General features: G+C 69.1%; 23 protein-coding genes. 13 read left to right on the top strand and 10 right to left on the bottom strand.

The features are described 5' to 3' along the window. Positions 1–27: 27 nt before the first annotated feature. On the top strand, positions 28–390 hold the full coding sequence (locus ACFE65_RS02110) for a response regulator (RefSeq protein WP_375380679.1): 363 nt from the start codon (positions 28–30) through the stop codon (positions 388–390). 192 nt (positions 391–582) lie between these two features. On the opposite strand, the gene rpmG is transcribed toward ACFE65_RS02110, so the two are convergent. Further along, the gene (gene rpmG, locus ACFE65_RS02105; protein WP_375380678.1) at positions 583–750 is read right to left on the bottom strand and encodes a 50S ribosomal protein L33; all 168 of its coding nucleotides are present in this window, start codon (positions 748–750) and stop codon (positions 583–585) included. 144 nt (positions 751–894) lie between these two features. Between rpmG and ACFE65_RS02100 the strand changes: the two genes are divergently transcribed. The 3 genes from ACFE65_RS02100 to ACFE65_RS02090 are packed head-to-tail and all read left to right on the top strand — an operon-like array spanning position 895 to position 3,472. Continuing rightward, positions 895–1,221, top strand: coding sequence for a hypothetical protein (locus ACFE65_RS02100; RefSeq protein WP_375380677.1), 327 nt, complete (start codon positions 895–897; stop codon positions 1,219–1,221). 15 nt (positions 1,222–1,236) lie between these two features. Then, entirely contained in the window at positions 1,237–1,800 is a 564-nt protein-coding gene (locus ACFE65_RS02095) for a TMEM165/GDT1 family protein (protein ID WP_375380676.1), read from the top strand. A 46-nt stretch (positions 1,801–1,846) separates the two neighbouring features. Next, entirely contained in the window at positions 1,847–3,472 is a 1,626-nt protein-coding gene (locus ACFE65_RS02090; RefSeq protein ID WP_375380675.1) for a cisplatin damage response ATP-dependent DNA ligase, read from the top strand. A gap of 10 nt (positions 3,473–3,482) precedes the next feature. On the opposite strand, the gene ACFE65_RS02085 is transcribed toward ACFE65_RS02090, so the two are convergent. Together ACFE65_RS02085 and ACFE65_RS02080 are read right to left on the bottom strand one after the other, a co-directional pair. Further along, positions 3,483–3,761 carry a hypothetical protein gene (locus ACFE65_RS02085; RefSeq protein WP_375380674.1) on the bottom strand — a complete coding sequence of 93 codons (279 nt, stop codon included), beginning with the start codon at positions 3,759–3,761 and terminating at the stop codon, positions 3,483–3,485. 155 nt (positions 3,762–3,916) lie between these two features. Next, positions 3,917–4,831 carry a cold-shock protein gene (locus ACFE65_RS02080; RefSeq protein WP_375380673.1) on the bottom strand — a complete coding sequence of 305 codons (915 nt, stop codon included), beginning with the start codon at positions 4,829–4,831 and terminating at the stop codon, positions 3,917–3,919. Between the two features lie 346 nt (positions 4,832–5,177). Between ACFE65_RS02080 and ACFE65_RS02075 the strand changes: the two genes are divergently transcribed. The 5 genes from ACFE65_RS02075 to rpoN all read left to right on the top strand — a co-directional run bounded on the left by ACFE65_RS02075 (position 5,178) and on the right by rpoN (position 9,677). After that, positions 5,178–5,816: a ribonuclease D gene (locus tag ACFE65_RS02075; RefSeq protein ID WP_375380672.1), complete on the top strand. Its 639-nt coding sequence runs from the start codon at positions 5,178–5,180 to the stop codon at positions 5,814–5,816. Then, positions 5,809–6,462 (top strand): LPS export ABC transporter periplasmic protein LptC, encoded by a 654-nt coding sequence (gene lptC, locus ACFE65_RS02070; protein WP_375380671.1) that lies wholly within the window; start codon positions 5,809–5,811, stop codon positions 6,460–6,462. Before ACFE65_RS02075 ends, lptC begins: the two co-directional genes overlap by 8 nt. A 5-nt stretch (positions 6,463–6,467) precedes the next feature. Beyond that, positions 6,468–7,019: an LptA/OstA family protein gene (locus ACFE65_RS02065; protein WP_375380670.1), complete on the top strand. Its 552-nt coding sequence runs from the start codon at positions 6,468–6,470 to the stop codon at positions 7,017–7,019. Between the two features lie 186 nt (positions 7,020–7,205). Continuing rightward, positions 7,206–7,994, top strand: a complete 789-nt coding sequence (gene lptB, locus ACFE65_RS02060; RefSeq protein ID WP_375380669.1) for an LPS export ABC transporter ATP-binding protein — start codon at positions 7,206–7,208, stop codon at positions 7,992–7,994. A 168-nt stretch (positions 7,995–8,162) separates the two neighbouring features. Next, positions 8,163–9,677 (top strand): RNA polymerase factor sigma-54, encoded by a 1,515-nt coding sequence (gene rpoN / locus ACFE65_RS02055; RefSeq protein WP_375380668.1) that lies wholly within the window; start codon positions 8,163–8,165, stop codon positions 9,675–9,677. A 1,782-nt stretch (positions 9,678–11,459) separates the two neighbouring features. On the opposite strand, the gene ACFE65_RS02050 is transcribed toward rpoN, so the two are convergent. Continuing rightward, a complete protein-coding gene (locus ACFE65_RS02050) occupies positions 11,460–12,482 on the bottom strand; it encodes a ligase-associated DNA damage response exonuclease (protein ID WP_375380667.1) in 1,023 nt (340 codons plus the stop codon). 106 nt (positions 12,483–12,588) lie between these two features. Between ACFE65_RS02050 and ACFE65_RS02045 the strand changes: the two genes are divergently transcribed. The 3 genes from ACFE65_RS02045 to ACFE65_RS02035 all read left to right on the top strand — a co-directional run bounded on the left by ACFE65_RS02045 (position 12,589) and on the right by ACFE65_RS02035 (position 16,735). After that, positions 12,589–12,765: a hypothetical protein gene (locus ACFE65_RS02045; protein WP_375380666.1), complete on the top strand. Its 177-nt coding sequence runs from the start codon at positions 12,589–12,591 to the stop codon at positions 12,763–12,765. Positions 12,766–12,870: 105 nt separating this feature from the next. Next, complete coding sequence (locus tag ACFE65_RS02040) at positions 12,871–15,288, top strand: ligase-associated DNA damage response DEXH box helicase (protein ID WP_375380665.1); 2,418 nt, start codon at positions 12,871–12,873, stop codon at positions 15,286–15,288. Positions 15,289–15,325: 37 nt separating this feature from the next. Then, a complete protein-coding gene (locus ACFE65_RS02035; RefSeq protein WP_375380664.1) occupies positions 15,326–16,735 on the top strand; it encodes a M20/M25/M40 family metallo-hydrolase in 1,410 nt (469 codons plus the stop codon). A gap of 4 nt (positions 16,736–16,739) precedes the next feature. On the opposite strand, the gene ACFE65_RS02030 is transcribed toward ACFE65_RS02035, so the two are convergent. Together ACFE65_RS02030 and ACFE65_RS02025 are read right to left on the bottom strand one after the other, a co-directional pair. Next, on the bottom strand, positions 16,740–17,123 hold the full coding sequence (locus ACFE65_RS02030) for a hypothetical protein (RefSeq protein ID WP_375380663.1): 384 nt from the start codon (positions 17,121–17,123) through the stop codon (positions 16,740–16,742). A 14-nt stretch (positions 17,124–17,137) separates the two neighbouring features. Next, positions 17,138–19,075 carry a potassium transporter Kup gene (locus tag ACFE65_RS02025; protein WP_375380766.1) on the bottom strand — a complete coding sequence of 646 codons (1,938 nt, stop codon included), beginning with the start codon at positions 19,073–19,075 and terminating at the stop codon, positions 17,138–17,140. Between the two features lie 111 nt (positions 19,076–19,186). On the opposite strand from ACFE65_RS02025, the gene pdeM reads away from it, so the two are divergent. Further along, a complete protein-coding gene (pdeM, locus tag ACFE65_RS02020; RefSeq protein WP_375380662.1) occupies positions 19,187–19,849 on the top strand; it encodes a ligase-associated DNA damage response endonuclease PdeM in 663 nt (220 codons plus the stop codon). Between the two features lie 127 nt (positions 19,850–19,976). Here pdeM and msrA read toward each other — a convergent pair whose 3' ends face one another. The 4 genes from msrA to pabB form a co-directional block, all read right to left on the bottom strand. Next, complete coding sequence (gene msrA, locus ACFE65_RS02015) at positions 19,977–20,633, bottom strand: peptide-methionine (S)-S-oxide reductase MsrA (protein WP_375380661.1); 657 nt, start codon at positions 20,631–20,633, stop codon at positions 19,977–19,979. A gap of 180 nt (positions 20,634–20,813) precedes the next feature. Then, positions 20,814–20,954 (bottom strand): hypothetical protein, encoded by a 141-nt coding sequence (locus tag ACFE65_RS02010; protein ID WP_375380660.1) that lies wholly within the window; start codon positions 20,952–20,954, stop codon positions 20,814–20,816. A gap of 129 nt (positions 20,955–21,083) precedes the next feature. Continuing rightward, positions 21,084–22,283, bottom strand: coding sequence for a pyridoxal phosphate-dependent aminotransferase (locus ACFE65_RS02005; protein ID WP_375380659.1), 1,200 nt, complete (start codon positions 22,281–22,283; stop codon positions 21,084–21,086). A gap of 11 nt (positions 22,284–22,294) precedes the next feature. Next, the gene (pabB, locus tag ACFE65_RS02000) at positions 22,295–24,067 is read right to left on the bottom strand and encodes an aminodeoxychorismate synthase component I (protein WP_375380658.1); all 1,773 of its coding nucleotides are present in this window, start codon (positions 24,065–24,067) and stop codon (positions 22,295–22,297) included. Positions 24,068–24,125 lie beyond the last annotated feature (58 nt).

Here is a 24,125-nt window from a genome sequence, read left to right as displayed (position 1 = left end):
TCCCTCGTCCGCTGTCGGGAGGGACGCGTGGCAAAACGGGTGCTCGTTGTCGAGGACAACGAACTCAATCTCAAGCTGTTCTGCGACCTGTTACGCGCGCACGACTATGTCGCGGAGCCGGTGCGCGACGGACGCCAGGCGGTGGCGCGTGCGCGCGAGACGACGCCGGACCTAATCGTGATGGACATCCAGATGCCCCATGTCACCGGCTACGAGCTGATCCTGGAGCTGAAGGCGGACGAGGACCTGCGCGCCATCCCGATCATGGCGGTGACCGCCTATGCCGGCCGCGGGGACGAGGACCGCATCCGCGCCGCGGGCGCGGACGCCTATGTGTCCAAGCCGATCAGCCTGATGCGCTTCGTTGAGTGCGTGCGGGCGCTCGCGTAAGTTGCTGGAGCGTGAGTTGCTGGCAGTCTAACCAACTCCGCCGTCACCCCGGGCTCGACCCGGGGTCCCGCTTCTTCTCTCCCGCAACCGACCAGGACAGCGGGACCCCGGATCAAGTCCGGGGTGACGGGAAGAATGGATCCCGGCCTTCGCCGGAATGAGATAACAGCAGCCTGTGGGCTGCCCGTCATCTCACTTGATCTTCGATTCCTTGAAGTCGACGTGCTTGCGGACGACAGGATCGTATTTCTTGAACGACAGCTTCTCCGTCTTCGTGCGCGGGTTCTTCTTGGTGACGTAGAAGAAGCCGGTGTCGGCGGAGCTGACGAGCTTGATCTTGATGGTGGTCGGCTTGGCCATGGGCCCGGTCCCTTGCAATAACGATTTGACGCGGACGCGCGGGCGGCCACGTGGAAAGCCGGGCGCATCGCGCAGCGGGGGGGCAAAGTCAAGATCGGGCGCCGCTTAACCGCGTCTTCATCGCCGCCGGTCCATGGTCGCGGCATGGCCAAAGCGCAGCATCGCGACCTACTGTCGACCAGCGGCGACCTGAACGACCGCATCGCCGCGCTCACCGCACGGCTTCCACGGGCGGGCACCGACGAGATCGTCCGCACGCTCGGCGACGTGCGCGCGATCGCCGACGCGCGAGGGCTGCGCGCGGCAGGGACGGTCGCGCACCTGATCGCGCTTGCCGCATCCGCCGGCATCGGGCGCGCGATGGTCGCGCAATGGCTGCCCGTGCTGCGCGACGCGGCCGCGAGCGGGCGCGGCGATGCGCAGGCGAGCGCGAGCTACGCCGCGCTCTGCTCGGTGCGGCTGGCGGGCTAGGCTGGCGGGTCGGCCATGGACGCGTTGATGGCGACGCTGATCGCCGCCGCGCTCGCGCAGGCCGGCGAGAAGACCGCGTGGCTCGCCGCCATCCTCGCCGACCGATACCGGCCCGGGGTGGTGATCGCCGCCGCCACGCTGGCGCTCGCGATCAATTACGCGCTGGCCGCCGCGGCCGGCATGGTCGCGGCACCCATGCTCAGCCCCAACGCCAAGCTGCTGCTGGTCGCACTGTCGCTGCTGCTCGCGGCGGGCGGCGCACCGTTCGCGCCCAAGCGGCCCGACGCGCTGGACGGCTGGCGGATCGGCGGAGCCCTCACCGCGCTGTTCGGCCTGTTCATCATGGCATTCGGCGACGCGACCCAGTTCATTACCGCCGCCCTGGCCGCACGCAGCCCGGTTCCCTGGCTCGCTGCGGTCGGGGCGACGCTCGGCAGCCTCGCGGTGATCGCGCCCGCCGCCGTGCTGGGCGAGGCGGGCTGGCGCCGGCTGCCGCTGACGGCGATCCGCTGGGGGTCTGGCGGCGTGCTGCTGCTGGCGGGCGTCGTGCTGGGGCTGCAGGCGCTGCGGCTGACCTGATCCGCGGCGCGGGAGCGAACCGGCTGCAAGGCCGTTCCTGAACCCCATGCACGCCTTTGCCACGCTGCTCGATTCGCTGATCTACACGCGCTCGCGCAACGCGAAGCTGAAGCTCATCGCCGATTACCTGCTCGCCACGCCCGATCCCGATCGCGGCTGGGCGATGGCGGCGTTGACCGGGGACCTCGACATCCCGGGTGTCAAGCCGGCGGTGATCCGCGCGCTGATCGAGGAGCGCGTCGACCCGGTGCTGTTCCGGATGAGCCGCGACTATGTCGGCGACACGGCCGAGACGATCGCGCTGTTGTGGCCCGAGCAGCCGACGGAGGACACGAGCGAACTGAGCGTGGCGGGTGTGGTCGACACGTTGCTCCACCTCTCGCGATCCGACGCCCCGCGCGCGCTTGCCGGGATGCTCGACCGGCTGGACGCGGAGGAGCGGTTCGCGCTGCTCAAGATGGCGACCGGGGGCTTGCGGGTCGGCGTCTCCGCCCGGCTCGCCAAGACGGCACTCGCGCAGGCGTTCGGGCTCGACGTCGACCATGTCGAGGAGGTGTGGCACGGCCTCGCCCCGCCCTATGCGGAGATATTCGCCTGGGGCCAGGGGCGCGGCGAGCGCCCGACCCCGGCCGACGTGCCGGTATTCCGCCCGTTCATGCTCGCGCACGGGCTGGAAGATGCTCGCGTCGACCTCGCCGACTATGCCGCCGAGTGGAAATGGGACGGCATCCGCGTCCAGATCGTCCATGTCCCGAATGCGGAGGGCGGCCAGACGCGCCTCTACAGTCGCACCGGCGACGACGTGACCGGCAGCTTCCCGGACGTCGCCGCCGCCTTCTCGACGCCGGGCGCGGTGGATGGCGAGCTGCTGGTGCGCGGCGAGCATCAGGGTGGCACGCTGGAGGACGGCGGCGGCGCAGCGAGCTTCAACGCGCTGCAGCAGCGGCTCGGGCGCAAGACGGTGTCGGCGAAGATGCTGGCCGACTATCCCGCCTTCGTCCGCCTTTACGACATCCTGTTCGATGGCGCGGAGGATCTGCGCGAGCTCGGCTGGACGCAGCGGCGCGCGCGGCTGGAGGCGTTCGCGGCCCGGCTCGATCCCGCCCGGTTCGACCTCAGCCAGGTGATCGAGGCGACGGACTTCACCGAGCTGGAGGCGATCCGCGCGACCGCGCGTGACGCGGCGATCGAGGGCGTGATGCTCAAGCGCCGCGACAGTGCCTACGTCCCCGGGCGACGCGCCGGGCTGTGGTACAAATGGAAGCGCGATCCGCTGACCGCCGATTGCGTCGTGATGTACGCGCAACGCGGCAACGGGCGACGCTCGTCCTTCTACAGCGATTTCACCTTCGGCTGCTGGACCGGAGACCCGGCCTCAGGCGGCGAGCTGTTGCCGGTCGGCAAGGCTTATTCCGGCATCACCGATGCGGAGCTCGCCTGGCTGGACAAATGGGTACGCAACCACACGCTCAACCGCTTCGGTCCGGTGCGCGAGGTGACGAAGGAGCTGGTGCTGGAGATCGCGTTCGATTCGCTCCACGGCTCGACGCGGCACAAGTCCGGCATCGCCATGCGCTTCCCCCGAATCGCGCGGCTGCGCACCGACAAGCCGGCGGCGGAGGCCGACCATATCGACACGCTGCGCCGGATGATCGCGGACGGGCCTGCGTGACCCGAGCAGGCTAGGCCGACGGGAGCCCGCCGTCCTCCGGCAGCTTGATCGCGTGCACCTCGCCCGTCGCGGGATCGAACGAGGCGCGATTGTCGCCCTCGGCGGGGGTCGCGGGATCGCCGCCGGCTTCGACGCGATCCTCCTGCCCGCTCGGGAGCGCCCGGCCCTCGGCGCGCTCGCGGCCGATGTCGTAATCCTCGCCGGTGCGGTGATCCGGTTGGTCGAACGGGTTGCCGTCACGGCGGTGATCGGGATCGACCTTGTCGTGGTCGTCGTCGGGGCTGGTCATCGCGCAATCTCCTGTATCGCTGGAACGCGCAGCGTCGCCGCTCGTGCCACGCGCCTCCAGCCGCACCGGATTCGAAGGACCAATGCAAACGGCCCGCCCGGATCGCTCCGGACGGGCCGCTATCGCATCACGTCGGTGACGGCGACCGGGTGGACTCAGCCACCCGCCTGGAGGTTCACCGCCGCATATTTGCCGCGACGGTCGACCTCCAGCTCGAACTCGAGCTTGTCGCCCTCGTTCAGCGTCTGCATGCCGGCGCGCTCAACGGCCGAGATGTGGACGAACGCATCGGGCTGGCCATCGTCGCGCTGGATGAAGCCGAAGCCCTTCATGGCGTTGAAGAACTTGACCGTGCCGGTCGCCTTCTCGCCGGTCAGCTGACGCTGGGGCGCGCCACCGGCACCGCCACCCGCGCCACCGCCGAAGCCGCCGCGATCGCCACCCGCAGGACGGGGAGCACGATCACCACCACGCTCGAACCCGCCCTCGCGCGGCTCACGCGGGGGGCCGCGATCGGTGACCGCCATCGGTTCGCCCTCGATCTTGAGCTCGGTAGCCGAGATGCGGCCGCCGCGGTCGACGAGCGTGAAGCCGAGCGGCTGGCCCTCCGCCAACGCGGTCAGGCCGGCCTGCTCGACCGCGGAGATGTGGACGAACACGTCCTCGCCGCCATCATCGCGCACGACGAAGCCGAAACCCTTCTGCGCGTTGAAGAACTTGACCGTTCCCTTGCCCTCGCCGACCACCTGGGGAGGCATGCCGCGACCACCGCCGCCGCCACCGCCCGAGAAGCCGCCGCTACCGCCACCGCCGGAGAAGCCGCCGCCGCCACCGCCGCGATAGCCACCGCCACCACCGCCGCCGCCGAAGCTGCTGCCGCCACCGAAGCCGCCGCGATCACCGCCGCCGTAGCTGCTGCCGCCACCGTAGCTGCTGCCGCCGCCAAAGCTGCTGCCGCCGCCACCGAAGCTGCTACCGCCGCCGAACTCACTGTCGCCGCCGCCGAAGCTGTCGCGCTTGTCGCGGCCACGCCCGCCACGGTTTCCGCGGCCACCCTTGTCGAAACTCATAAGCCCTGTTCGTCTTCCACGTTCGCCCGTATGTGCCTCTAAAGGACCCGATCCGGACGACGAACGCAGGCCTTCGGGCGCCGTCTCGCATGCGCCACATTCTCGCCATATCCTATTTGACGCCTTCCTGCGAGGGAGATTCTTCGCAGCGACGCGTCGTATGATGGCAAATCGCGCGGTGATGGCAGTCCTTGCCGCGACTTGGCGCTCGATCGGCGTAGCGAACCCGCGGCCTGGCCCGCGCTCGCGACGCCGGTGGCGCTCGGATCGGTCAACCCTTCATCAAGTCGGTGTGCCCCGTTCCCGCCCCATTGAGGCTTGCCCCGCGCCCCGCTAGGGCCAAGGCATGAGCGTATATCTCCACGAGGAAGACCTATCGTCGGCCCATCCGAACGGCGGGGACCTGTTCGCCCCCGGCGCGGCGATCGCCGTCGATACCGAGACGATGGGGCTCGTCACCCCGCGCGACCGGCTGTGCGTCGTGCAGCTGTCGGACGGTCGCGGGGACGAGCATCTGGTGCGCTTCGTCGCCGGCAGCGGCTATGCGGCGCCGCGACTGAAGGCGCTGCTCGCCGATCCCGCCCGGCTGAAGCTCTACCATTTCGGGCGGTTCGACATCGCCGCCGTGCAGCATTACCTCGGCGTCCTCGCCGCGCCGGCCTGGGACACCAAGATCGCGTCGCGGCTGGTGCGCACCTACACCGATCGCCACGGCCTCAAGGAACTGGTGCGCGAGTTGCTGGGGCAGGAATTGTCCAAGGCGCAGCAATCGTCAGACTGGGGCTCGCCCACGCTGACCGACGCGCAAAAGGATTACGCCGCCTCCGACGTCCGCTTCCTTCACCGTCTGAAGGACGAGCTGGAGCGCCGGCTGGTGCGCGAGGGGCGGATGGAACTGGCGCAGGCGTGTTTCGACTTCCTGCCGACGCGCGCCGCGCTCGACCTTGCCGGCTGGCCAGAGATCGACATCTTCGCGCATGTCTGATGGGCTGGTACTGCCCATCGGCCGGCCGCCCCGTACCGCGCGCCAGCGCTGGGCGCTGCCGGGCAGCAACCACGATCGGCTGGTCGCGGTGCTGCGCGTCGGCCTGCCGGTCGCGATCGGCGTGCTGTTCGCCTTCCTGGTGATGGCGCCGCTGACCGGCGGCGGCGACGTGTCGTTCCTGCTCGACAAGAACAAGGTGGAGGTGGCGCACGAACGCCTGCGCATCCAGGCGGCGCGCTATCGCGGGCAGGACGGCAAGGGCGAGCCCTTCACGCTCGACGCTGGCCAGGCGGTGCAGAAAAGCTCCGCCGAGCCGATCGTCCAGATCAAGACGCTCGACGCCACGCTGAAGCTCGCGGACGGCCCCGCGACGGTCAAGGCGGACCGTGGCCGCTACGACATGGGCACCGACAAGGTCGCAATCGTCGGCCCGGTGCGCGTCGACGGGCCGCGCGGTTACCGGCTCGACACGCACGACGCGGTCCTCGACTTGAAGACGCGCAAGATGGCGAGCGGCGGCCTCGCGACCGGCACGCTGCCGCAGGGCGTGTTCAGCGCCGACCATCTGGACGCGGACCTCGACAGCCAGGACGTCCGGCTCGACGGCCATGCCCGCTTGCGGATCGTGCCGGGACGGGCGAAATAGCGGCCATGCGTGTCCTGCTCCTGCCCGTCCTGCCGATCCTGCTCGCCATGGCGGTCCCCGCGGCCGCGCAGTCGCGCCACGACTCCAACGCGCCGATGAACTTCGGCGCGGACCATATCGAGCTGCAGGACAAGGCGAACCGCGGTGTGCTGACCGGCAACGTCATCGTGACGCAGGCCGAGATGACGCTGACCGCGCAGCGGATGACGGTCGCCTACACCGGCAAGGTCGCCGATGGGCACCCGCAGATCTCCCGCGTCGACGCGGCGGGCGATGTGGTGGTGAAGCGCCCGGACCAGACCGCGACCGGCCGGTTCGGCGTCTATGACATTGACCGGCGGCTCGTCACGATGCTGGGCGGGGTGACGCTCCACCAGGGCGCCAACACCGTCAACGGATCGCGGCTGACGATGAACCTCGACACTGGCCGTGCGGTGGTCGACGGCTCGGCGGTGGCGGGCGGCGGCGGCACGCCGGGCACGACCCAGGCGGCCCCGGGCGGACGCGTGACGGGCACGTTCTCCGTGCCGAAGCGCGATGGGGCGACCGCAAAGTAAGACTTAGCCACCTCCGCCAAACGTCGTCACCCCAGCGAACGCTGGGGTCTCCAGGTCGTGGCCGGATGCCTGTCGAGGCGACCTCAGCGTTCGCTGGGGGTCACGAGCCGCATCATGCATGTTCCCTGCCAACCCGATCGGCGGTAACGAACGCTCAACCAGCTTCTGCGAGGCCGATACCGCGCCATGACCGACACCGCCGCCCCTCCTTCCCATCTCGCCGAGATCGACGCGATCCACGAGGCCCCCGTCGGCCGCGGCCTGCAGGTCGTGTCGATCGCCAAGAGCTACGACAAGCGCACCGTCCTCACCGACGTCTCCGTCTCGGTCGGGCGCGGCGAGGTCATCGGGCTGCTCGGCCCCAACGGCGCGGGCAAGACGACGTGCTTCTATTCCGTCATGGGCCTGGTGAAGCCCGACTCGGGCCGCATCATGCTCGACGGTGACGACATCACCGGCCTGCCGATGTACCGGCGCGCGATCCTCGGCCTGAGCTATCTGCCGCAGGAGACGAGCATCTTCCGCGGACTGTCGGTCGAGAAGAACATCTCGACGGTGCTGGAGCTCGCTGAGTCCGACAAGACGGTGCGCGCGGCCAAGCTCGAGCGGCTGCTGGGCGAGTTCGGCCTGACGCGATTGCGCGACGCGCCCGCGATGGCGCTGTCGGGCGGCGAGCGCCGCCGTGCCGAGATCGCCCGCGCGCTCGCCGCCGAACCCTCGATCATGCTGCTCGACGAGCCGTTCGCCGGCATCGACCCGATCTCGATCGCCGACATCCGCGATCTGGTGAAGGACCTGAAGCGCCGCGACATCGGCGTGCTCATAACCGACCACAATGTCCGCGAGACGCTCGACATCGTCGACCGCGCATACATCATCTACGACGGCCGCGTGCTGTTCGCGGGCTCGCCGGCCGAACTGGTGGCCGATGCCAACGTGCGCCGGCTCTACCTGGGCGAGAGTTTCAGTTTGTAGGGACATGACAACGCCGGTCCCTTTCTTCATCCTCCCCCGCCAGGGGGAGGTGGGCCGCGTCAGCGGCTCGGAGGGGGAGGACAAGACCGCAGTCGTGATTGCCATCCGCCCCCTCCGTCTCGCTGCGCGAGCCACCTCCCCCTGGCGGGGGAGGAAAGCATATCGTCCATGACCCTCGCCCCGCGCCTGGACCTTCGCCAGTCGCAGTCGCTGGTGATGACGCCGCAGTTGCAGCAGGCGATCAAGCTGCTCGCCCTGTCCAACCTCGAGATCGAGGGCGTGATCGCCGAGGAGATCGAGAAGAACCCGCTGCTCGAAGCCATGGCGCCCGAGGCCGATGCGGTCGGCGCGCCCGAGCCTCTCGCAACCCTCCGCGACGAACCAGCGGGCGCCGACGAGCTGGTGATGGCGGGTGCCGGCGCGGGCGAGGCGTCGCTCGACGCGGACCTGACCACCTCCGCCTTCGACGACTCCGCCAGCGACATGGCCGGATCGCTCGACGGCGCCCTCGGCCTGTCGGGCGGGTCTGCGCCGGGCGGCGGCGGGAGCGAAGGCGGCGAGCTGCCGGACCTCGACGCGCTGCCGGGTGCCGCGACGACGCTTGCCGAGCATCTGCTCGCGCAGGCGGGCGAGGTGCTGTCGGGCGTCGACCTGTTCGTCGCCGCCCACCTGATCGACCAGATCGACGAGGCCGGTTACTTGCGCGTCACGCTGCGCGAGGTCGCCGACCGGCTGGGCGTGCCGCTGGCCACCGTCGAGCGCGTGCTCGCCGCGATCCAGGCGTTCGAGCCCACCGGCGTCGGCGCGCGCGACCTGGCCGAATGCCTGGCGCTCCAGGCGCGCGAGGCGGACCGCTACGATCCCGCGATGGCGCGGCTGATCGACAACCTCGACCACCTCGCGCGCAGCGACCTTGCCCGGCTCAAGCGGCTGTGCGGCGTCGATGACGAGGACATGGCCGACATGATCCGCGAGCTGCGCGGCTATGATCCCAAGCCGGGCTGTCGGCTGGGCGGCGAGCCCGCGCAGGCGGTGGTGCCCGACCTGTTCGTGGCGCGGCGCGGCACCGGGGCGGGCGCGGTCTGGGCCGTGGAGATCAACGCCGCGACGCTGCCGCGCGTGCTGGTGGACCGGCGCTATTATGCCGAGCTGTCGACCGGACCGCAGGACAAGGCCGGCCGCGCCTGGCTGTCGGACATGCTCGCGAGCGCCAATTGGCTGGTCAAGGCGCTCGACCAGCGCCAGCGCACGATCGTCAAGGTCGCCGCCGAGATCGTGAAGCAGCAGGAGCCGTTCTTCCTACGCGGCGTCGCCCACCTGCGCCCGCTGACGCTACGCACGGTGGCGGACGCGGTCGGCCTGCATGAGTCCACCGTCAGCCGGGTGACGAGCAACAAATATCTGTCGTGCGCGCGCGGGCTGTTCGAGCTCAAATATTTCTTCACCAGCGCGATCCAGGCGGCGGACGGCGGCGAGGCGGTGTCGGCGCAGGCGGTGAAGGCCGCGATCCGCACGCTGATCGCGGCCGAGGGCGCGGCGGTCCTGTCCGACGACACGCTGGTGGAACGGCTGAATGATGCGGGGTTCGACATCGCACGGCGGACGGTGGCGAAATATCGGGAAGCGCTGGGCATCGGGAGCTCGGTGCAGCGGAGAAGGGCGCGGGTGATGGCGGGGGCGTAGCGGATCAAGCGACCTGCCGGGGGCAGGTCGCCCGCTACGCCCGGTCCGCGAGGCGGACCGCCGTGGCCCGACATGAAGAAGCCCTAAGCCAGCGACCCGAGGCCTTCGACATCACGTGCCAAGGCTTGTTATCGCAACGGACATCGCCGCCCGGAAAAACCGAGGTCTTGAGGTTTGCGAAGTCCGGGAACTCTCAAACGAGCGAGGCTGTTAAAATGAGTGCGGACGGCAATCTACCCGAACGGCCTCGTCCGGACTAGCCGGGCTGTCGGGAACCACCTGTTTGTCGTACTTCGTGATTAGAGACCGGCTTTCCCGTATCCGACACCTGAACGGCACGACACGGCGATAAACAGAACTGCAGCCTCCGGGCCAGGTAGCTATCGCAAGACTTAAGATGATAGGCTCAAATTAGTTCACCAGATATACCATTAAACGACTTAGAGAGATCAGTAAACCAAACATGGTCCGTAGCAGGTCGCCGTAGCAGTAGCCCACAATACACACGAGGCTTAGCAGGCGGAGTGTCGGGCAACACCGTACAAAGGAATGGGCCTCTAATTTCCCAGTGCCCCTTCTCTGGCGGAGCATAGTCGTGAGTTACAGAGATACTGCCGTCAGCTCCAAAAAAGACATCTTCTGAAACCCCCTCTCAATCGCGCGACCTCTGAGGACGCTCGCAATCTCCTGCCCTTTGTAAATATTATAATACTCGCCTCCAAACGTATAGAGTTTAGGAATATCCAGATGTGAGGGTCCTGCGACGAGGTACGTCCGAAATAACTTAGGTGATTGTTCTTGCGATGGCTTTCGATCGCAACCCGAGAAGACAGCACATACAACTGCGCAAGTCACCAACCCTAAGAGATTTTCTCTCATAGGCAACACTTTGACACGTAGCACGACCGGTCGTACGTAGGAGAGTGACGACCGTCGACGCCAATCGCCGATCGGTATTCCACCGTTCGACTGCTTACTATGATCGTCTCCATGTGATCTGCCTACCGGGGAAAAGCCTTGTCCTCTACCAATGAAAAGGCCGAAAACGCTCTAATGACTAATTCTTGGCGTGAGGTGAACAGCAGCTTGGCTCGGAGCTAAACGTTCATCGGGTTGGCTCGTCTCAGTGGGAGCTTTTTTTCGCTTCTGTCGGATAACATATGACTCCCGTGCGGGCGAACGCAGCCGAGCGGCTTGCCATCCGCCTATGAGCCATACTGACCGACAAACCCTGTCGGATTAGCGGACTGTGCGACAACCCCCCAAGTAAGGTTTGTCGACATCTTACCATTCAGGACGGCTGCGAGCCATCCTGGTCGCCGGCTGACCCCGGCTTGCAATGTTGGATCGGCCGTGAGAGCGCAGCCGTGCTCTTTGGCATCGTTATTGTCGCCTCGCCTCGCGCGTACGCGAAGGGCGTGGGACTTCCGCGACCGTGGCGGCTCGGTCAAGCGCGGAAACTCACATCATCGATGGGCCGCGCCTGAGCTCGACCTTCGAGAAGTCATTTCGATTTTGGTGGCGGCACCCCGTCCCGGTCAGCTTCGGCAAATAGGATTTCGGTGTTACCTACTGTTACCTACTTTTCGCGGCGGTGGTGTTTTTGACCGGTTTAAGAAGGGGCGCCGTGGCAAAGAGCAACGGGTCGGTCATGCCCCGGCATGACCTAAAGACTGCGGGGCAGCCTTTACCCGATGCTGCCGTCGATCGGCGCCTCACGCGCCGTCGGCCGGACGCGCTTAGTGCGCTCGTCGGCAGCTCCACTGCCGGCTCGCCAGCGCGTCAGTCATCCTCATCTTCAAACCCCACCAGCGCCAGCGCGCGCGCCTTCATCTGCCGTTGCGCACACCAGTGGACCAGCGCCTCCTCGCGGCCGTGTGTCACCCACACTTCCTTGGGCGCGATTTCGGTCAGCGTGTCGGTCAGCTCGTCCCAGTCGGCGTGATCGGACAGGATCAGCGGCAGTTCGACGTTCTTCTGCCGCGCCCGCTGGCGCACCCGCATCCAGCCCGATGCCATCGCGGTGATCGGATCGGGCAGCCGCCGCGACCAGCGGTCGTTGAGCGCCGACGGCGGACACATCACGACATGGCCCGCGATCTCCGCCTTCGCCACCCCCGCCGCCGGGCGCAGGTCGCCCAGCACCACGCCCTGCTCGACGTACAGGTCGCACAGGCGTTGCAGCGCGCCGTGGAGATAGATCGGCGCCTCGTGCCCGCGCACCCGCAGCTCGGCGATGACCCGCTGCGCCTTGCCGAGCGCATAGGCGCCGACCAGCACGCAGCGATCGGGGTTGGCGTGGAGCGCGGCGACCAGCTTGTCGATCTCGTCGCCCGTGTCGGGGTGGCGGAACACCGGCAGCGCGAAGGTCGCCTCCGTCACGAACACGTCGCACTTCACCGGCTCGAACGGGGCGCAGGTCGGGTCCGCGCGGCGCTTGTAGTCGCCCGACACGACGATCCGCTCGCCCCGCCAGTCGAGCACGATCTGCGCGGAGCCGAGCACGTGGCCGGCGGGCACGTAGCCCACGTCGACCTCATTGCCCTCGGGGCCCATGCGGATCGTCTGGCCGTATTCGACCGGATGGCCCGCTTGCGCGCCGTAGCGGCAGTCCATGATCGCCAGCGTCTGCGGCGTCGCCCACACCGCGCCATGGCCGCCGCGCGCATGGTCGGCATGGCCGTGGGTGATGAGCGCGCGGGCGACGGGCTCCGACGGGTCGATCCACGCGTCCGCCGGCCGCACGTAGATGCCGTGCGGGTGCGGCTCGATCCAGTCGCCCAACCTGCTGCTGCCGTTCGCCATATCGACGATATGGCGCCGAACGGCACGGCCGCCAACCATGTCCCGCCGACAGGATCGTTTCGCGGCCGTCGCTCGTTGCAAGGGTCGACGGATACGGGAGCGGATCGTGAATAACCCCACTTTATACGGGCTGGTCGTGATCGCGGGCTTCATCATCCTGGGTGCCGCGATCGCCTATGCCATGGCGCGCAACAAGCAGACACCGCACGAGGAACGCCGCACCGAGGAAGCCACGCGCGCGCTGTACGATGAGAAGCCGGGTCAGGACGAGGCGCCGCGGTAGCGGTCGAGCCCTCGACACCGTCCGCCCTGAGCTTGTCGAAGGGCTGTCCTTTCTCCGCCGCGAAGAAGAACAGTGCTTCGACAAGCTCAGCATGAACGGAGTGGTTTGAGCGAGGCTGCTGCGCTCCCTGCCCCGCTCGCCGACTGGTTCGCTGCCCGTGGCTGGCGGCCCCGGCGCCACCAGACCGAGATGCTGGAGCGGGCGCAGACCGGGCGGCATGCGCTGCTGGTCGCCGCGACCGGGGCGGGTAAGACGCTGGCGGGGTTCCTGCCCACCCTGGTCGATCTGATCGAGCGTCCACGCGCCGGCCTCCACACGCTGTACGTGTCGCCGCTCAAGGCGCTGGCGGTCGACATCCGCCGCAACCTGCTCGGCCCCATCGAGGAGATGGGCGTCGACATCGCGGTCGAGACGCGCACCGGCGATACGCCGTCCGACCGCAAGGCGCGCCAGCGGATCAAGCCGCCGCAGATCCTGCTGACGACGCCCGAGTCGCTGTCGCTGCTGCTCAGCTACCCCGATGCGGCGCTCCTGTTCGCCGGGCTCCGCACGATCGTTGTCGACGAGGTCCACGCGTTCGCCACCGGCAAGCGCGGCGACCTGCTGAGCCTGTGCATGGCGCGGCTGCAGCGGCTGGCCCCCGAGACGCGCCGCGTCGCACTGTCGGCGACGGTGGCGGACCCGGACGGCTACCGCGCCTGGCTCGCGCCCGACGGCGACATCGACGCGGTCGACCTGGTGCTCGGCGAACCGGGCGCGGATCCCGACATCACGATCCTGCTGCCCGAGGGGCGCATCCCCTGGTCGGGCCACTCCGGTCGCTATGCAGCCGCGCAGGTGATGGCGGAGATCGAGACGCATCGCACCTCGATCGTCTTCTGCAACACCCGCAGCCTCGCCGAACTGATCTTCCAGGACTTGTGGAAGGTGAACAGCCTGTCGCTGCCGATCGGCGTCCACCACGGCAGCCTGGCGCTGGAAGCGAGGCGCAAGGTGGAGGGGGCGATGGCCGACGGCCGGCTGCGCGCGCTGGTCGCGACCGCCAGCCTCGACCTCGGCGTCGACTGGGGCGACGTCGACTGCGTGATCCAGATGGGCGCGCCCAAGGGCTCATCGCGCCTCCTCCAGCGGATCGGCCGCGCCAACCACCGCCTGGACGAGGCGTCGGAGGCGATTCTCGTGCCCGGCAACCGGTTCGAGTATCTCGAAGCGCGCGCCGCGCTCGACGCGGTGGAGGCGGGCGAGCTCGATCCCGACATCTTCCGCCCCGGCGCGCTCGACGTGCTGGCGCAGCATGTGATGGCGGTCGCCTGCGCCGGCCCGTTCCGCGAGGCGGAGCTGCTGGACGAGATCCGCTCGGCGCTCCCATACTCCGCGCTGACCGACGAGCTGTTCACCCGCGTGCTCGGCTTCATCCGCGACGGCGGCTATTCGCTGCGGGCGTACGACCGATTCAAGCGGCTGGTTGAGGAGGCGGATGGTACATGGCGCGTCGCCCACCCCCGCTTCATCGCGCAGCACCGCATGAACGCCGGCATCATCGTCGAGGCGACGATGCTCGAGGTGCGGTTCAAGAACGGCCGCAACCTCGGCCGCGTCGAGGAGGCGTTCGGCGCGACGCTGAGCCCAGGCGACACCTTCTTCTTCGCCGGGCTGAGCCTCGAGGTCGAGCGGATGGACACCGAGCAGCTGGTGGTCCGCGCGACGAGCAAGCCCGCGCGCATCCCGACCTATGGCGGCAGCCGGATGCCGCTGTCGACCAATCTCGCCGATCGCGTGCGCGGGTTCCTGGCCGCGCCGGACGAATGGGCGCGCTTCCCTGACGACGTGCGCGAATGGCTGGAATATCAGTCGAAACGCTCGGTCCTGCCCCGCCCCGGCCAGTTGCTCGTCGAGACGTTCCCGCGCGAGGGACGGCATTACATGGTCGCCTACAGCTTCGAGGGGTGGAACGCGCACCAGTCGCTCGGCATGCTCGTCACGCAGCGGATGGAGGCGCGCGGACTGAAGCCGATCGGCTTCGTGTCGAACGATTATGCGCTCGCAACCTATGGGCTGGCGAAGATCACCGATCCCGCCGCGCTGTTCTCGCCCGACCTGCTGGAGGACGAGTTCGTCGAGTGGGTGCAGAGCTCCGCGCTGCTGAAACGTGCGTTCCGCGAGGTGGCGGTGATCGGCGGGCTGGTGGAGCGTCAGCATCCGGGCAAGCGCAAGACGGGCCGACAGGTGACCTTCTCGACCGACCTCATCTACGACGTGCTGCGCAAATACGAGCCGGGCCACCTGCTGCTGGAGGCGGCTTGGGCCGACGCGCGGGCGCGGATGACGGATGTCGGCCGGCTCGCAAACCTGCTCGATACCGCCGCGGCGCGGATGGTGCACGTCGACCTGCCCCGCGTCACGCCGCTGGCGGTGCCAGTGCTGACGCTGATCGGTCGCGAGCGGGTGGCGACGGGCAGCGCCGACGACGCGCTGCTGATCGAGGCGGAGGCGCTGGCCGCCGAAGCGATGACGCTGGATTGATAACGCCGGCGCGATCGGCTCTATTCGCACAGGGGCTATGGGGGACATGACGATGCGGCGACTGATGATGGCGGCGATGCTGGCAACGGCGGCCGGGGCGACCGCCGCACCGGCGCAGTTGCGCCCCGACCAGCAGGCGTTCCGCGCGATCTATCAACAGTTGATCGAGACCAACACGACGCTCTCGTCCGGCAGTTGTACGCAGGCGGCGGGGCAGATCGCTGATCGGCTGGCGACGGCCGGATATCCCGCCGCCGACGTCACCCGCTTCTCGGTCCCGGAGCATCCCAAGGACGGCGGGCTGGTCGCGGTGCTGTCGGGCAGCGACCCGGCGGCCAAGCCAATCCTGCTGCTCGCGCACCTCGACGTGGTGGAGGCCAAGCGCGAGGACTGGACGCGCGACCCGTTCCGCCTCGTCGAGGAGAACGGCTATTTCTACGCTCGCGGCGCGACTGACGACAAGGCCATGGCGGCGATCTGGGCGGACACGATGATCCGCCTGCGCGCCGGCGCCCGCCCACGCCGGACGGTCAAGCTGGCGCTCACCTGCGGCGAGGAGACGACCTTCGCGTTCGACGGTGCGGAGTGGCTGGCGAAGAACCGGCCCGACCTGGTCGCCGCCGAGTTCGCGCTGAACGAGGGCGGCGGCGGGCGCAACGACGCGGCCGGCCGGCGCCAGCAGCTGAACGTGCAGGTCGGCGAGAAGGCGGCGCAGAACTATACCTTCCTGGTGACCAACCCGGGCGGCCATTCCAGCCAGCCGCTGCCCGACAACGCGATCTACGACCTCGCCGACGCGCTGGAGCGGGTGCGCGGCCACGAGTTCCCGGTCCGCTTCACCGACACCACGCGCGCCTATTTCACCGCGACCGCCAGGCAGACCGGCGGCGAGACGGGAGCGGCGATCGCGCGCCTGCTGGCCGATCCCAACGACAAGGCCGCCGATGCGATCGTCAGCCGGGACAAGGCGATGCACTCGACGCTGCGCACCACGTGCGTCGCGACCTTGCTGTCGGCCGGCCATGCGGAGAATGCGCTGCCGCAGCGCGCGACCGCGAACGTGAACTGCCGCATCTTCCCCGGCGAGACGGTGGCGGACACGCTGGCGACGCTGAAGATGCTGGGCGGACCCAAGGTGACGGTGACCGCGAACGAGCCGATCCGACCGGTCGCGCAGCCGCCCGCGCTTGATCCCAAGGTGATCGACCCGATGCGCGCGGTCGCGGCGAAGCATTTCCCGGGGATGCCGCTGGTGCCGCTGATGTCGACGGGCGCCACCGACGGCATCTTCCTGGAGGCGATCGGCATCCCGGTCTATGGCGCGCCGGGGCTGTTCACCGATCCGGATCTGAACAACATCCACGGCCTGAACGAGAAGATGGGTGTCCGCGCGCTGTATGACGGGCGCGACTATCTCTACGACCTGGTCCGCGCCTACGCGGGCTGAAGGCTTATCGAGCAGGCGTGCTCCGGGCGGTCGTGGCGGCCTCGGCCATCGCATGGCCCGCGGCCTCCACCTCGCGGCGACAGCGGGCGGTCTCGGCGTCCATCTGGGCCGCGATGTCGTTGGCCACGGTGCGCAGCGAGGCACCGAGGTCGATGCCCGGGTTGCGGCCCATCAGCTTGCCGTAGAAGAACAGCGTGCCGTAGCGGTTGGCCTGCGCCACCGCGCTCGTCTGCGCGGGATCGCCAGCGAGGTAAGCGAAGGCGGCGAGGCAGCGTTCGTCCGCCACATCCGGCGATACGGCGGGTGGGGGAGCGGGCGTCGGAACCGGCGCCGGCATCGGCGCCGCCTGGAGGAGGATCAGTGCGAGCAGGGCGGCGGCGGTCGGCATCAACGGCTATCCCCTCAGACGGTAACCTGCTCGCCGAGTTCGAGCACCTTGCCCGGCGGGATGCGCAGGAACTCGGTCGGATCGCTGGCATTGCGCTGCAGGAACATGAAGATGCGGTCCTGCCACAAGGGCATGCCCTGCTCCGCATCGGGCTTCAACGTGTTGCGCCCGATGAAGAACGAGGTTCGCATCGGATCGCCGACCAGCCCCTTCCCGTCCCGCCGCGACAGGCCGAGGTCGCGCGGCACGTCCGGCGACTCCATGAACCCGTAGCTGAGCACCGCCGTCGAGAAATTGTCGTCGATCCGCTCGACCGACAGCCGCTTCTCGTCGGACACCAGCGGGCGATCGGCGGTGCGGATCGACACGATCAGGTTGCGCTGGTGCAGCACCTTGTTGTGCTTGAGGTTGTGGAGCAGCGCGCCCGGCGCGCCGACGGGGTTGGCCGTCAGGAACACCGCTGTGCCCTCCACCCGCTCGGGCGGTCGCTTGGCGAGCGCGGCGGCGAGGTCGGCGAGTGGGATCGCCTGCGTCGCCTCGAACCGGCGCACGATGCCGCGCCCGCGCCACCAGGTGGAGATCAGCATGCCGACGGCGGCCGCCACCAGCAGCGGTACCCAGCCGCCTTCCACCACGCGCAGGATGTTGGCGCCGAAGAACACGAGGTCGAGCGTAAGGAACGGCAGGATCACCGCGATCGCGAGCGCGCGCGACCAATTCCAGCGATGCCGCACCACGACATAGGCGAGGCAGGTGGTGATCACCATCGTGCCGGTCACCGCGATCCCATAGGCGGCGGCCATCGCCGACGAGGTGCGGAACTGCACGACCAGCACGAGCACGCCGATCATCAGCAGCCAGTTGATCGCGGGCAGGTAGATCTGCCCCGAGCTGGTCGCGGACGTGTTGCGGATGCGCAGCCGCGGCAGCAGGCCGAGCTGGATCGCCTGCTGCGTCAGCGAATAGGCGCCGGTGATGACCGCCTGGCTGGCGATGATCGTGGCGAGCCCCGCCAGCACGATCAGCTCGGCGCGGACCGGCTCGGGCGCCATCAGGAAGAACCAGCTCTGGTTGACGAACGGCACATGCGCGATGTGCGCCCGCTCGAGCGCGGCGAGCGCGAACGCGCCCTGGCCGAGGTAGTTGAGCACCAGCGCGGGCGCGGCGAGGAAGAACCAGCCGATGCGGATCGGCTTCACCCCGAAATGGCCCATGTCGGCGGTCAGCGCCTCCGCGCCCGTCACCGTCAGGAACACCGCGCCCAGCACGAACAGTCCGGTGATGCCGTGCGTCGCCAGCAGCTCGACGCCATAGGTCGGCAACAGCACGCGGACGATCGATGGCTCGTCGGCGATATGCCACACGCCCAGCGCGCCGATGGTCAGGAACCATAGGATGCAGATCGGCCCGAACAGCCGGGCGATGCCCGCCGTGCCCCGCGCCTGGATCGCGAACAGCGCGACGAGGATCACGATCGTGACGATCACCACGGTGTTCTGGTCGAAGAAGGCGGCCGTCGCGGGGATCGTCTGCATGCCCTCCACCGCCGACAGCACCGACAGCGCGGGTGTGATGATCGCGTCGCCATAGAACAGCGCCGCGCCCGCCGCGCCGAGCAGCAGCGCGGTGCGCGACCGCCAGCCCAGTGCCCGCCGTGCCAGCGCCGCCAGCGCGAGCACGCCGCCCTCCCCCTGGTTGTCCGCGCGCATCAGGAACAGCACGTATTTGACGGTCACGACCAGGAACAGCGCCCACAAGGCGAGGCTGAGCACGCCCAATATCTCCGACGGATCGATCCCGTCGCCGGCAGCGGGGGTCAGCGCGTCGCGGAAGGCGTACAGCGGGCTGGTGCCGATGTCGCCGAACACCACCCCCAACGCGCCGACGGTCAGCAGCGCGAGCGAAGCGGGTGGGTGCGGATCATCGGAGGGCGCGTCGTGCGTGGCCGACACGGGAGACGTCACGGGCCACGGCTTCCTTCAGGTGGACGGCGCGCTCTACGCCGATGCCCGAGGGACGCCAAGCGGATTGTGCGGCGCGGCGGCTTGCGGCATGGCGCCCCAATGGTTCCCTTTTCGTTCGGTAGTCAGGAGTGGCGCGCGTTGCCGGGCGGAGCGCTGTACTGGCCGGCGCGGCGCGCGCTGCTGGTCGCCGACCTCCATTTCGAGAAGGCGAGCTGGTTCGCGATCCGCGGCCAGATGCTGCCCCCCTATGACACGCTGGCGACGCTCGCCGAGCTGGAGGCGCTGATCGCCGCGACCGCCGCGCGCGAAATCTGGTGCCTGGGCGACAGCTTCCATGACTCGGACGGGTGCGAGCGGCTGCCGGCGGCGGCGCAGGCGATGCTGCGGCGGCTGGCGGGTGCGACCGCGTGGACGTGGATCACCGGCAACCATGACTCCGCGCTGGTCGACCGGTGCGGCGGCCGGGTCGTGGACGAGGCGGTCGTCGACGGCGTGGTGCTGCGCCACGAGGCAGACCCTGCGGAGCCGCGGCCAGAACTCTCCGGACATTTCCACCCCAAGCTCCGCGTCCGGGTGCGCGGCAAGCTGATCCAGCGCCGCTGCTTCGTCGCGACCGCCACCAAGCTGGTGCTACCCGCGTTCGGCGCGCTGACCGGCGGGCTAGACGTCGACCATCCGGAGATCGTCCGCGCCGTCGGCACCGGCGGCGAGGCGCTGGTGCCGCTCGCCGACCGACTGCTTCGCTTCCCGATCGCGGCGTAGTTCGTCAAGGCCGGCGTCGCCGACCGCGGCACCGGCCCGCTCCCCCACCCGGCCTCCCACAGCGTATCCTGAATGGGAGGCCGGGTGGGGGAGCGGGCCGGTGCCGCATCCGCGTGAGCGGATCGACCTAGCGCGCCAGCGCCGGGAACGCCGCCTTGAACGCTGCAACCTTCGGCTTGTCCCACATCACGACGTACGGATAGTCGGGGTTCCGGTCGTAGAAATGCTGGTGATAGGCTTCCGCCGGATAGAAGGTGCCGGTCTCCAGATGGGTGACGATCGGCTTGGGGAAGGCGTGCGCGGCATCCAGTTGCGCGATGTATGCGCGTGCCACCGCTGCCTGCACGGGCGACTGGGGGAAGATTGCCGAGCGATAGCTCGCGCCCGTGTCCGGGCCCTGCCGGTTGAGTTCGGTCGGATCGTGCGCGATCGAGAAGAACACGCGCAACAGCTGCCCATAGGTCACGCGGCGTGGATCGAAGGTGATGCGGAGCGATTCGGCATGGCGCGTCGTCTCGCTGCTCACCTGATCGTAGGTCGCGGTGCCCGCGGTCCCGCCATCATAGCCGGCGGTGGTCAACAGCACGCCCTTCACGTTCTCGAACACCGCCTGCTGCGTCCAGAAGCAGCCGCCGGCGAACACGGCGGTCTGCGGCGTCGCGGTCGCCGACACGTCATGCTTGGGCAGCGGCAGCGATACGGCATGCTGCGCCTCGGCGGCGGAACATCCCAGGAGAAGCCCGGAACCCAGCAGGCTGAGGGCGATGGCAGGAAAGCGTGTCATGCCTCTAATATAGGATAGCGCCTCGAACGATCCAGCGCGCCCGATCGCATCAAAGGTCACAAAAGTCTTACCAACCCCGCGCGGGCGCGCAGGGGCGTATTATAATGTCGCTGTCAACAGGATCGGCTAAACCCTCTCTTCAGCTATCCAACATTGCAAGTACCGCGACGGGTCGACCGATCAGCGGTGCAAGATCGCGGACACGACGTGGCTGGCCAGCGCATGACGGCCCTCCGATGGCTGCAGCGTCAGCAACGCTACTGCGCCGAGCGCGAAGCCGCCCGCGAACTGCCAGACGAACCCCTGCCGCAACAACCGCATCCCGACCTCTCACTTGCGGCAACAGGCCGTATGGCGTCACATAGAGCGCCAAAAGGTTTCGACCAGATTGTGACCGCGAAACGCTGCGTTGCCTGTCGCAGCGACGCAACAGGCCACCGCAACGGACCGCTAGCGTAGTGCGGCGGTCGCCGTCTGGATGCGCTCGCACGCCTCGCGCAGCAGCGCCTCGCTGGTGGCGTAGCTGATCCGCATCGCGGGGCTGAGCCCGAACGCGGCGCCGTGCACCGCCGCAACGCGCGCGTCGTCGAGCAGATAGCCGATGAACGCCTCGTCCGTGTCGATCAGCCGGCCCTTGGGGCTCGTCCGCCCGATCACGCCGTCGATCGCGGGATAGACGTAGAAGGCGCCTTCGGGCCGGGGGCAGGTGATGCCGTCCGCCTGGTTGAGCATCGAGACGACCAGATCGCGGCGCGACTGGAACGCCGCCGCTCGCTCCGCCAGGAAGCCCTGCGGACCGGTCAGCGCCGCCACCGCGGCCGCCTGCGCGATCGAACAGGGGTTGGAGGTCGATTGCGACTGGAGCTTCGCCATCGCCTTGATGAGCCACGGCGCGCCGGCGGCGAAGCCGATCCGCCAGCCCGTCATCGCATAGGCCTTGGAACAGCCGTTCACCGTCAGCGTCCGCTCGTACAGCGAGGGGCACACCTCCGCGATCGTCGCGAAGCGGAACCCGTCATAGACGATATGCTCGTACATATCGTCGGCGAACACCCACACGTGCGGGTGCCGCTCGATCACCGCGCCCAGCGCCTTGAGCTCGTCGACCGTATAGGCGGCGCCGGTCGGGTTGGACGGCGAGTTGAGGATCACCCACTTCGTGCGCGGGCCGATCGCGGCGTCCAGCGCCTCGGGGGTCAGCTTGTAATCCTGGTCCGCGCCCGCCGCCACGAACACGGGCGTGCCGCCTGCGAACTGGACGACGTCCGGGTAGCTGACCCAATAGGGTGCGGGCACCACCACCTCGTCGCCCGCGTCCAGCGTCGCGACCATCGCGTTGAACAGCGTGTGCTTGCCGCCGACGTTCACGCTGACCTGGTCGGGCGTGTAGGTCAGGTGGTTGTCGCGCGCGAACTTGGCGCAGATTGCCTGTTTCAGCTCGGGCGTGCCGTCGACGTTGGTGTATTTCGTCTTGCCGTCGCGGATCGCCTTGATGCCGGCTTCCTTGACATGGTCGGGCGTGTCGAAGTCCGGCTCGCCCGCGCCCAGGCCGATCACGTCGATCCCCTGGCGCTTCAGGTCGAGCACGCGGCTGGTCATCGCGAGGGTGGGGGACGGGCTGATACGGGCGAGCGCGGCGGACTGGTGCATGGCGCCCTCGTCTATACACCCGCGTTGTTGCGCCGCAACGTCGCCGGCATCAGCCCGCGCAGTGCGTTGCCGACGAAGAACCCGCCGGCCAGGTCCTCGGCGCGAAGCTCCGCTTCCACCGCCCGCCCCTCCTCGATCAGCTCGGCGCGCAGCACGCCGGGCAGCAGGCCAAGCGTCAGCGGCGGCGTCGCCAGCCGATCGCCGCGTGGCACGAACAGGCTGGTGAAGCTCCCCTCGGTCAGCCGGCCGGCGGGATCGACGAACACGACCTCGGCCGCGCCGGCGGCGGCACGCGCGGCGTCGTAGAAGCCGCGGTCGCTGGTCTTGTGGCGCAGCCGCCAATCGCAGGTGGCGACCGGCAGCGGCACAATCGCCACCTCCAGGGGACCCGCGACGGCGGCCGGCATCGGCGCGACCTCGATCCCGACCGCGCCGCCCGTCGCCACCGCCACGCGTACGCGGGCGGACTGGCGCAGCCGGAAGGTCGCCGCCTGCAACTCGTTGCGAAGCCCGTGCCGGTCGAAACCGATGCCCAGCGCGGCCGCCGACGCGCGCAGCCGCGCGAGGTGCCGGTCCAGTCGCAACAGGCCGATCTCGGGATCGAACGCCATCGTCTCGATCAGGTCGACGGCGCGCTGGCCGGCGACGAGGAACGCGCCCTTCGCCAACGCCTCGTTCCACTCCGCCTCGACGTCGCTGTCGGCGACGATGCCGCCGCCCAGCCCCATCCGAGCTTCCGCCGCGCCAACGTGAACCGTCAGCGTCCGGATCGCGACGTTGAACTGCGCTCCGCCGTCCAAAGAGCCGCCCGCATCGATCCGGCCGATCGCGCCGGTGTAGAGCCCGCGCGGAGCGTCCTCGATCGCCGCCAGCGCCTCCATCGCGCGCAGCTTGGGCGCGCCGGTGATCGATCCGCAGGGAAAGGCGGCGGCGAGCACGTTGATCGCGTCGTTGCCGGGCGCCAGCGTCGCGGTGACGGTCGAGGTCATCTGGTGGACGGTCGGGTATGTCTCCACCGCGAACAGCGTCGGCACCGCGACGCTGCCGGGCACCGCCACCCGCGACAGGTCGTTGCGCATCAGATCGACGATCATCAGGTTCTCGGCGCGCTGCTTGGGATGGGCGGCGAGCGCACACGCGACAGCCGCGTCCGCCGCCGGATCGGTCAGCCGGCGCGCGGTGCCCTTCATCGGCCGCGCGGTGAGCGCGTCGCCGTCGAGCGCAACGAACAGCTCAGGCGAGAAGGACAGGATCGTGGCGTCTCCGGTCGCCACCACCGCGCCCCACCCCGCCGCCGCGCGTCCGCGTACCGCCGCGTACACCGCGAGCGGGTCGCCGAGCAGCGGCACCGTCGCGGGGAAGGTAAGGTTCGCCTGGTACAAATCGCCCGCCGCGATCAGCGCCTGCACCGCGGCGAACCGTGCGCCATAATCCTCGCGGGAGATCAGCGGCCGCGCGGCACCGACCCGCGCGCCGGCCGGATCGGGCAGCCAGGCGGGAACGTCCGCCACCTCGTCCCACCCGTAGAACAGCCCGAACCAGGCGAGCGGCACCGCCGGATCGGGCAGCCCGGCCGCAAGCCGAGGCTCGAACGCCGCCGCCGCTTCGTAGGACAGGAACCCCGCCGCCGACAGGCCGTCAGCGGTGCCCGCGCGGACGGCGTCCAGCAGCGCAGGCACCTCCGCCGGCGTGTCGGCCGTCAGCACCCGCACGGGATCGCGGTACAGTCGCGCGGGGGCGCCCCCGGTACGTGCGTCGTCGAGCAGAACGAACGGCGGCCTCATCGCCCGACGGGATGTACCGCGCGGCGCGGATCGGCAACCCTCCTCGTTGACCGGCCAG

Source organism: uncultured Sphingomonas sp., assembly GCF_964237335.1.
GTDB lineage: Bacteria > Pseudomonadota > Alphaproteobacteria > Sphingomonadales > Sphingomonadaceae > Sphingomonas.
This window is presented reverse-complemented; position numbering and strand designations above follow the sequence as displayed.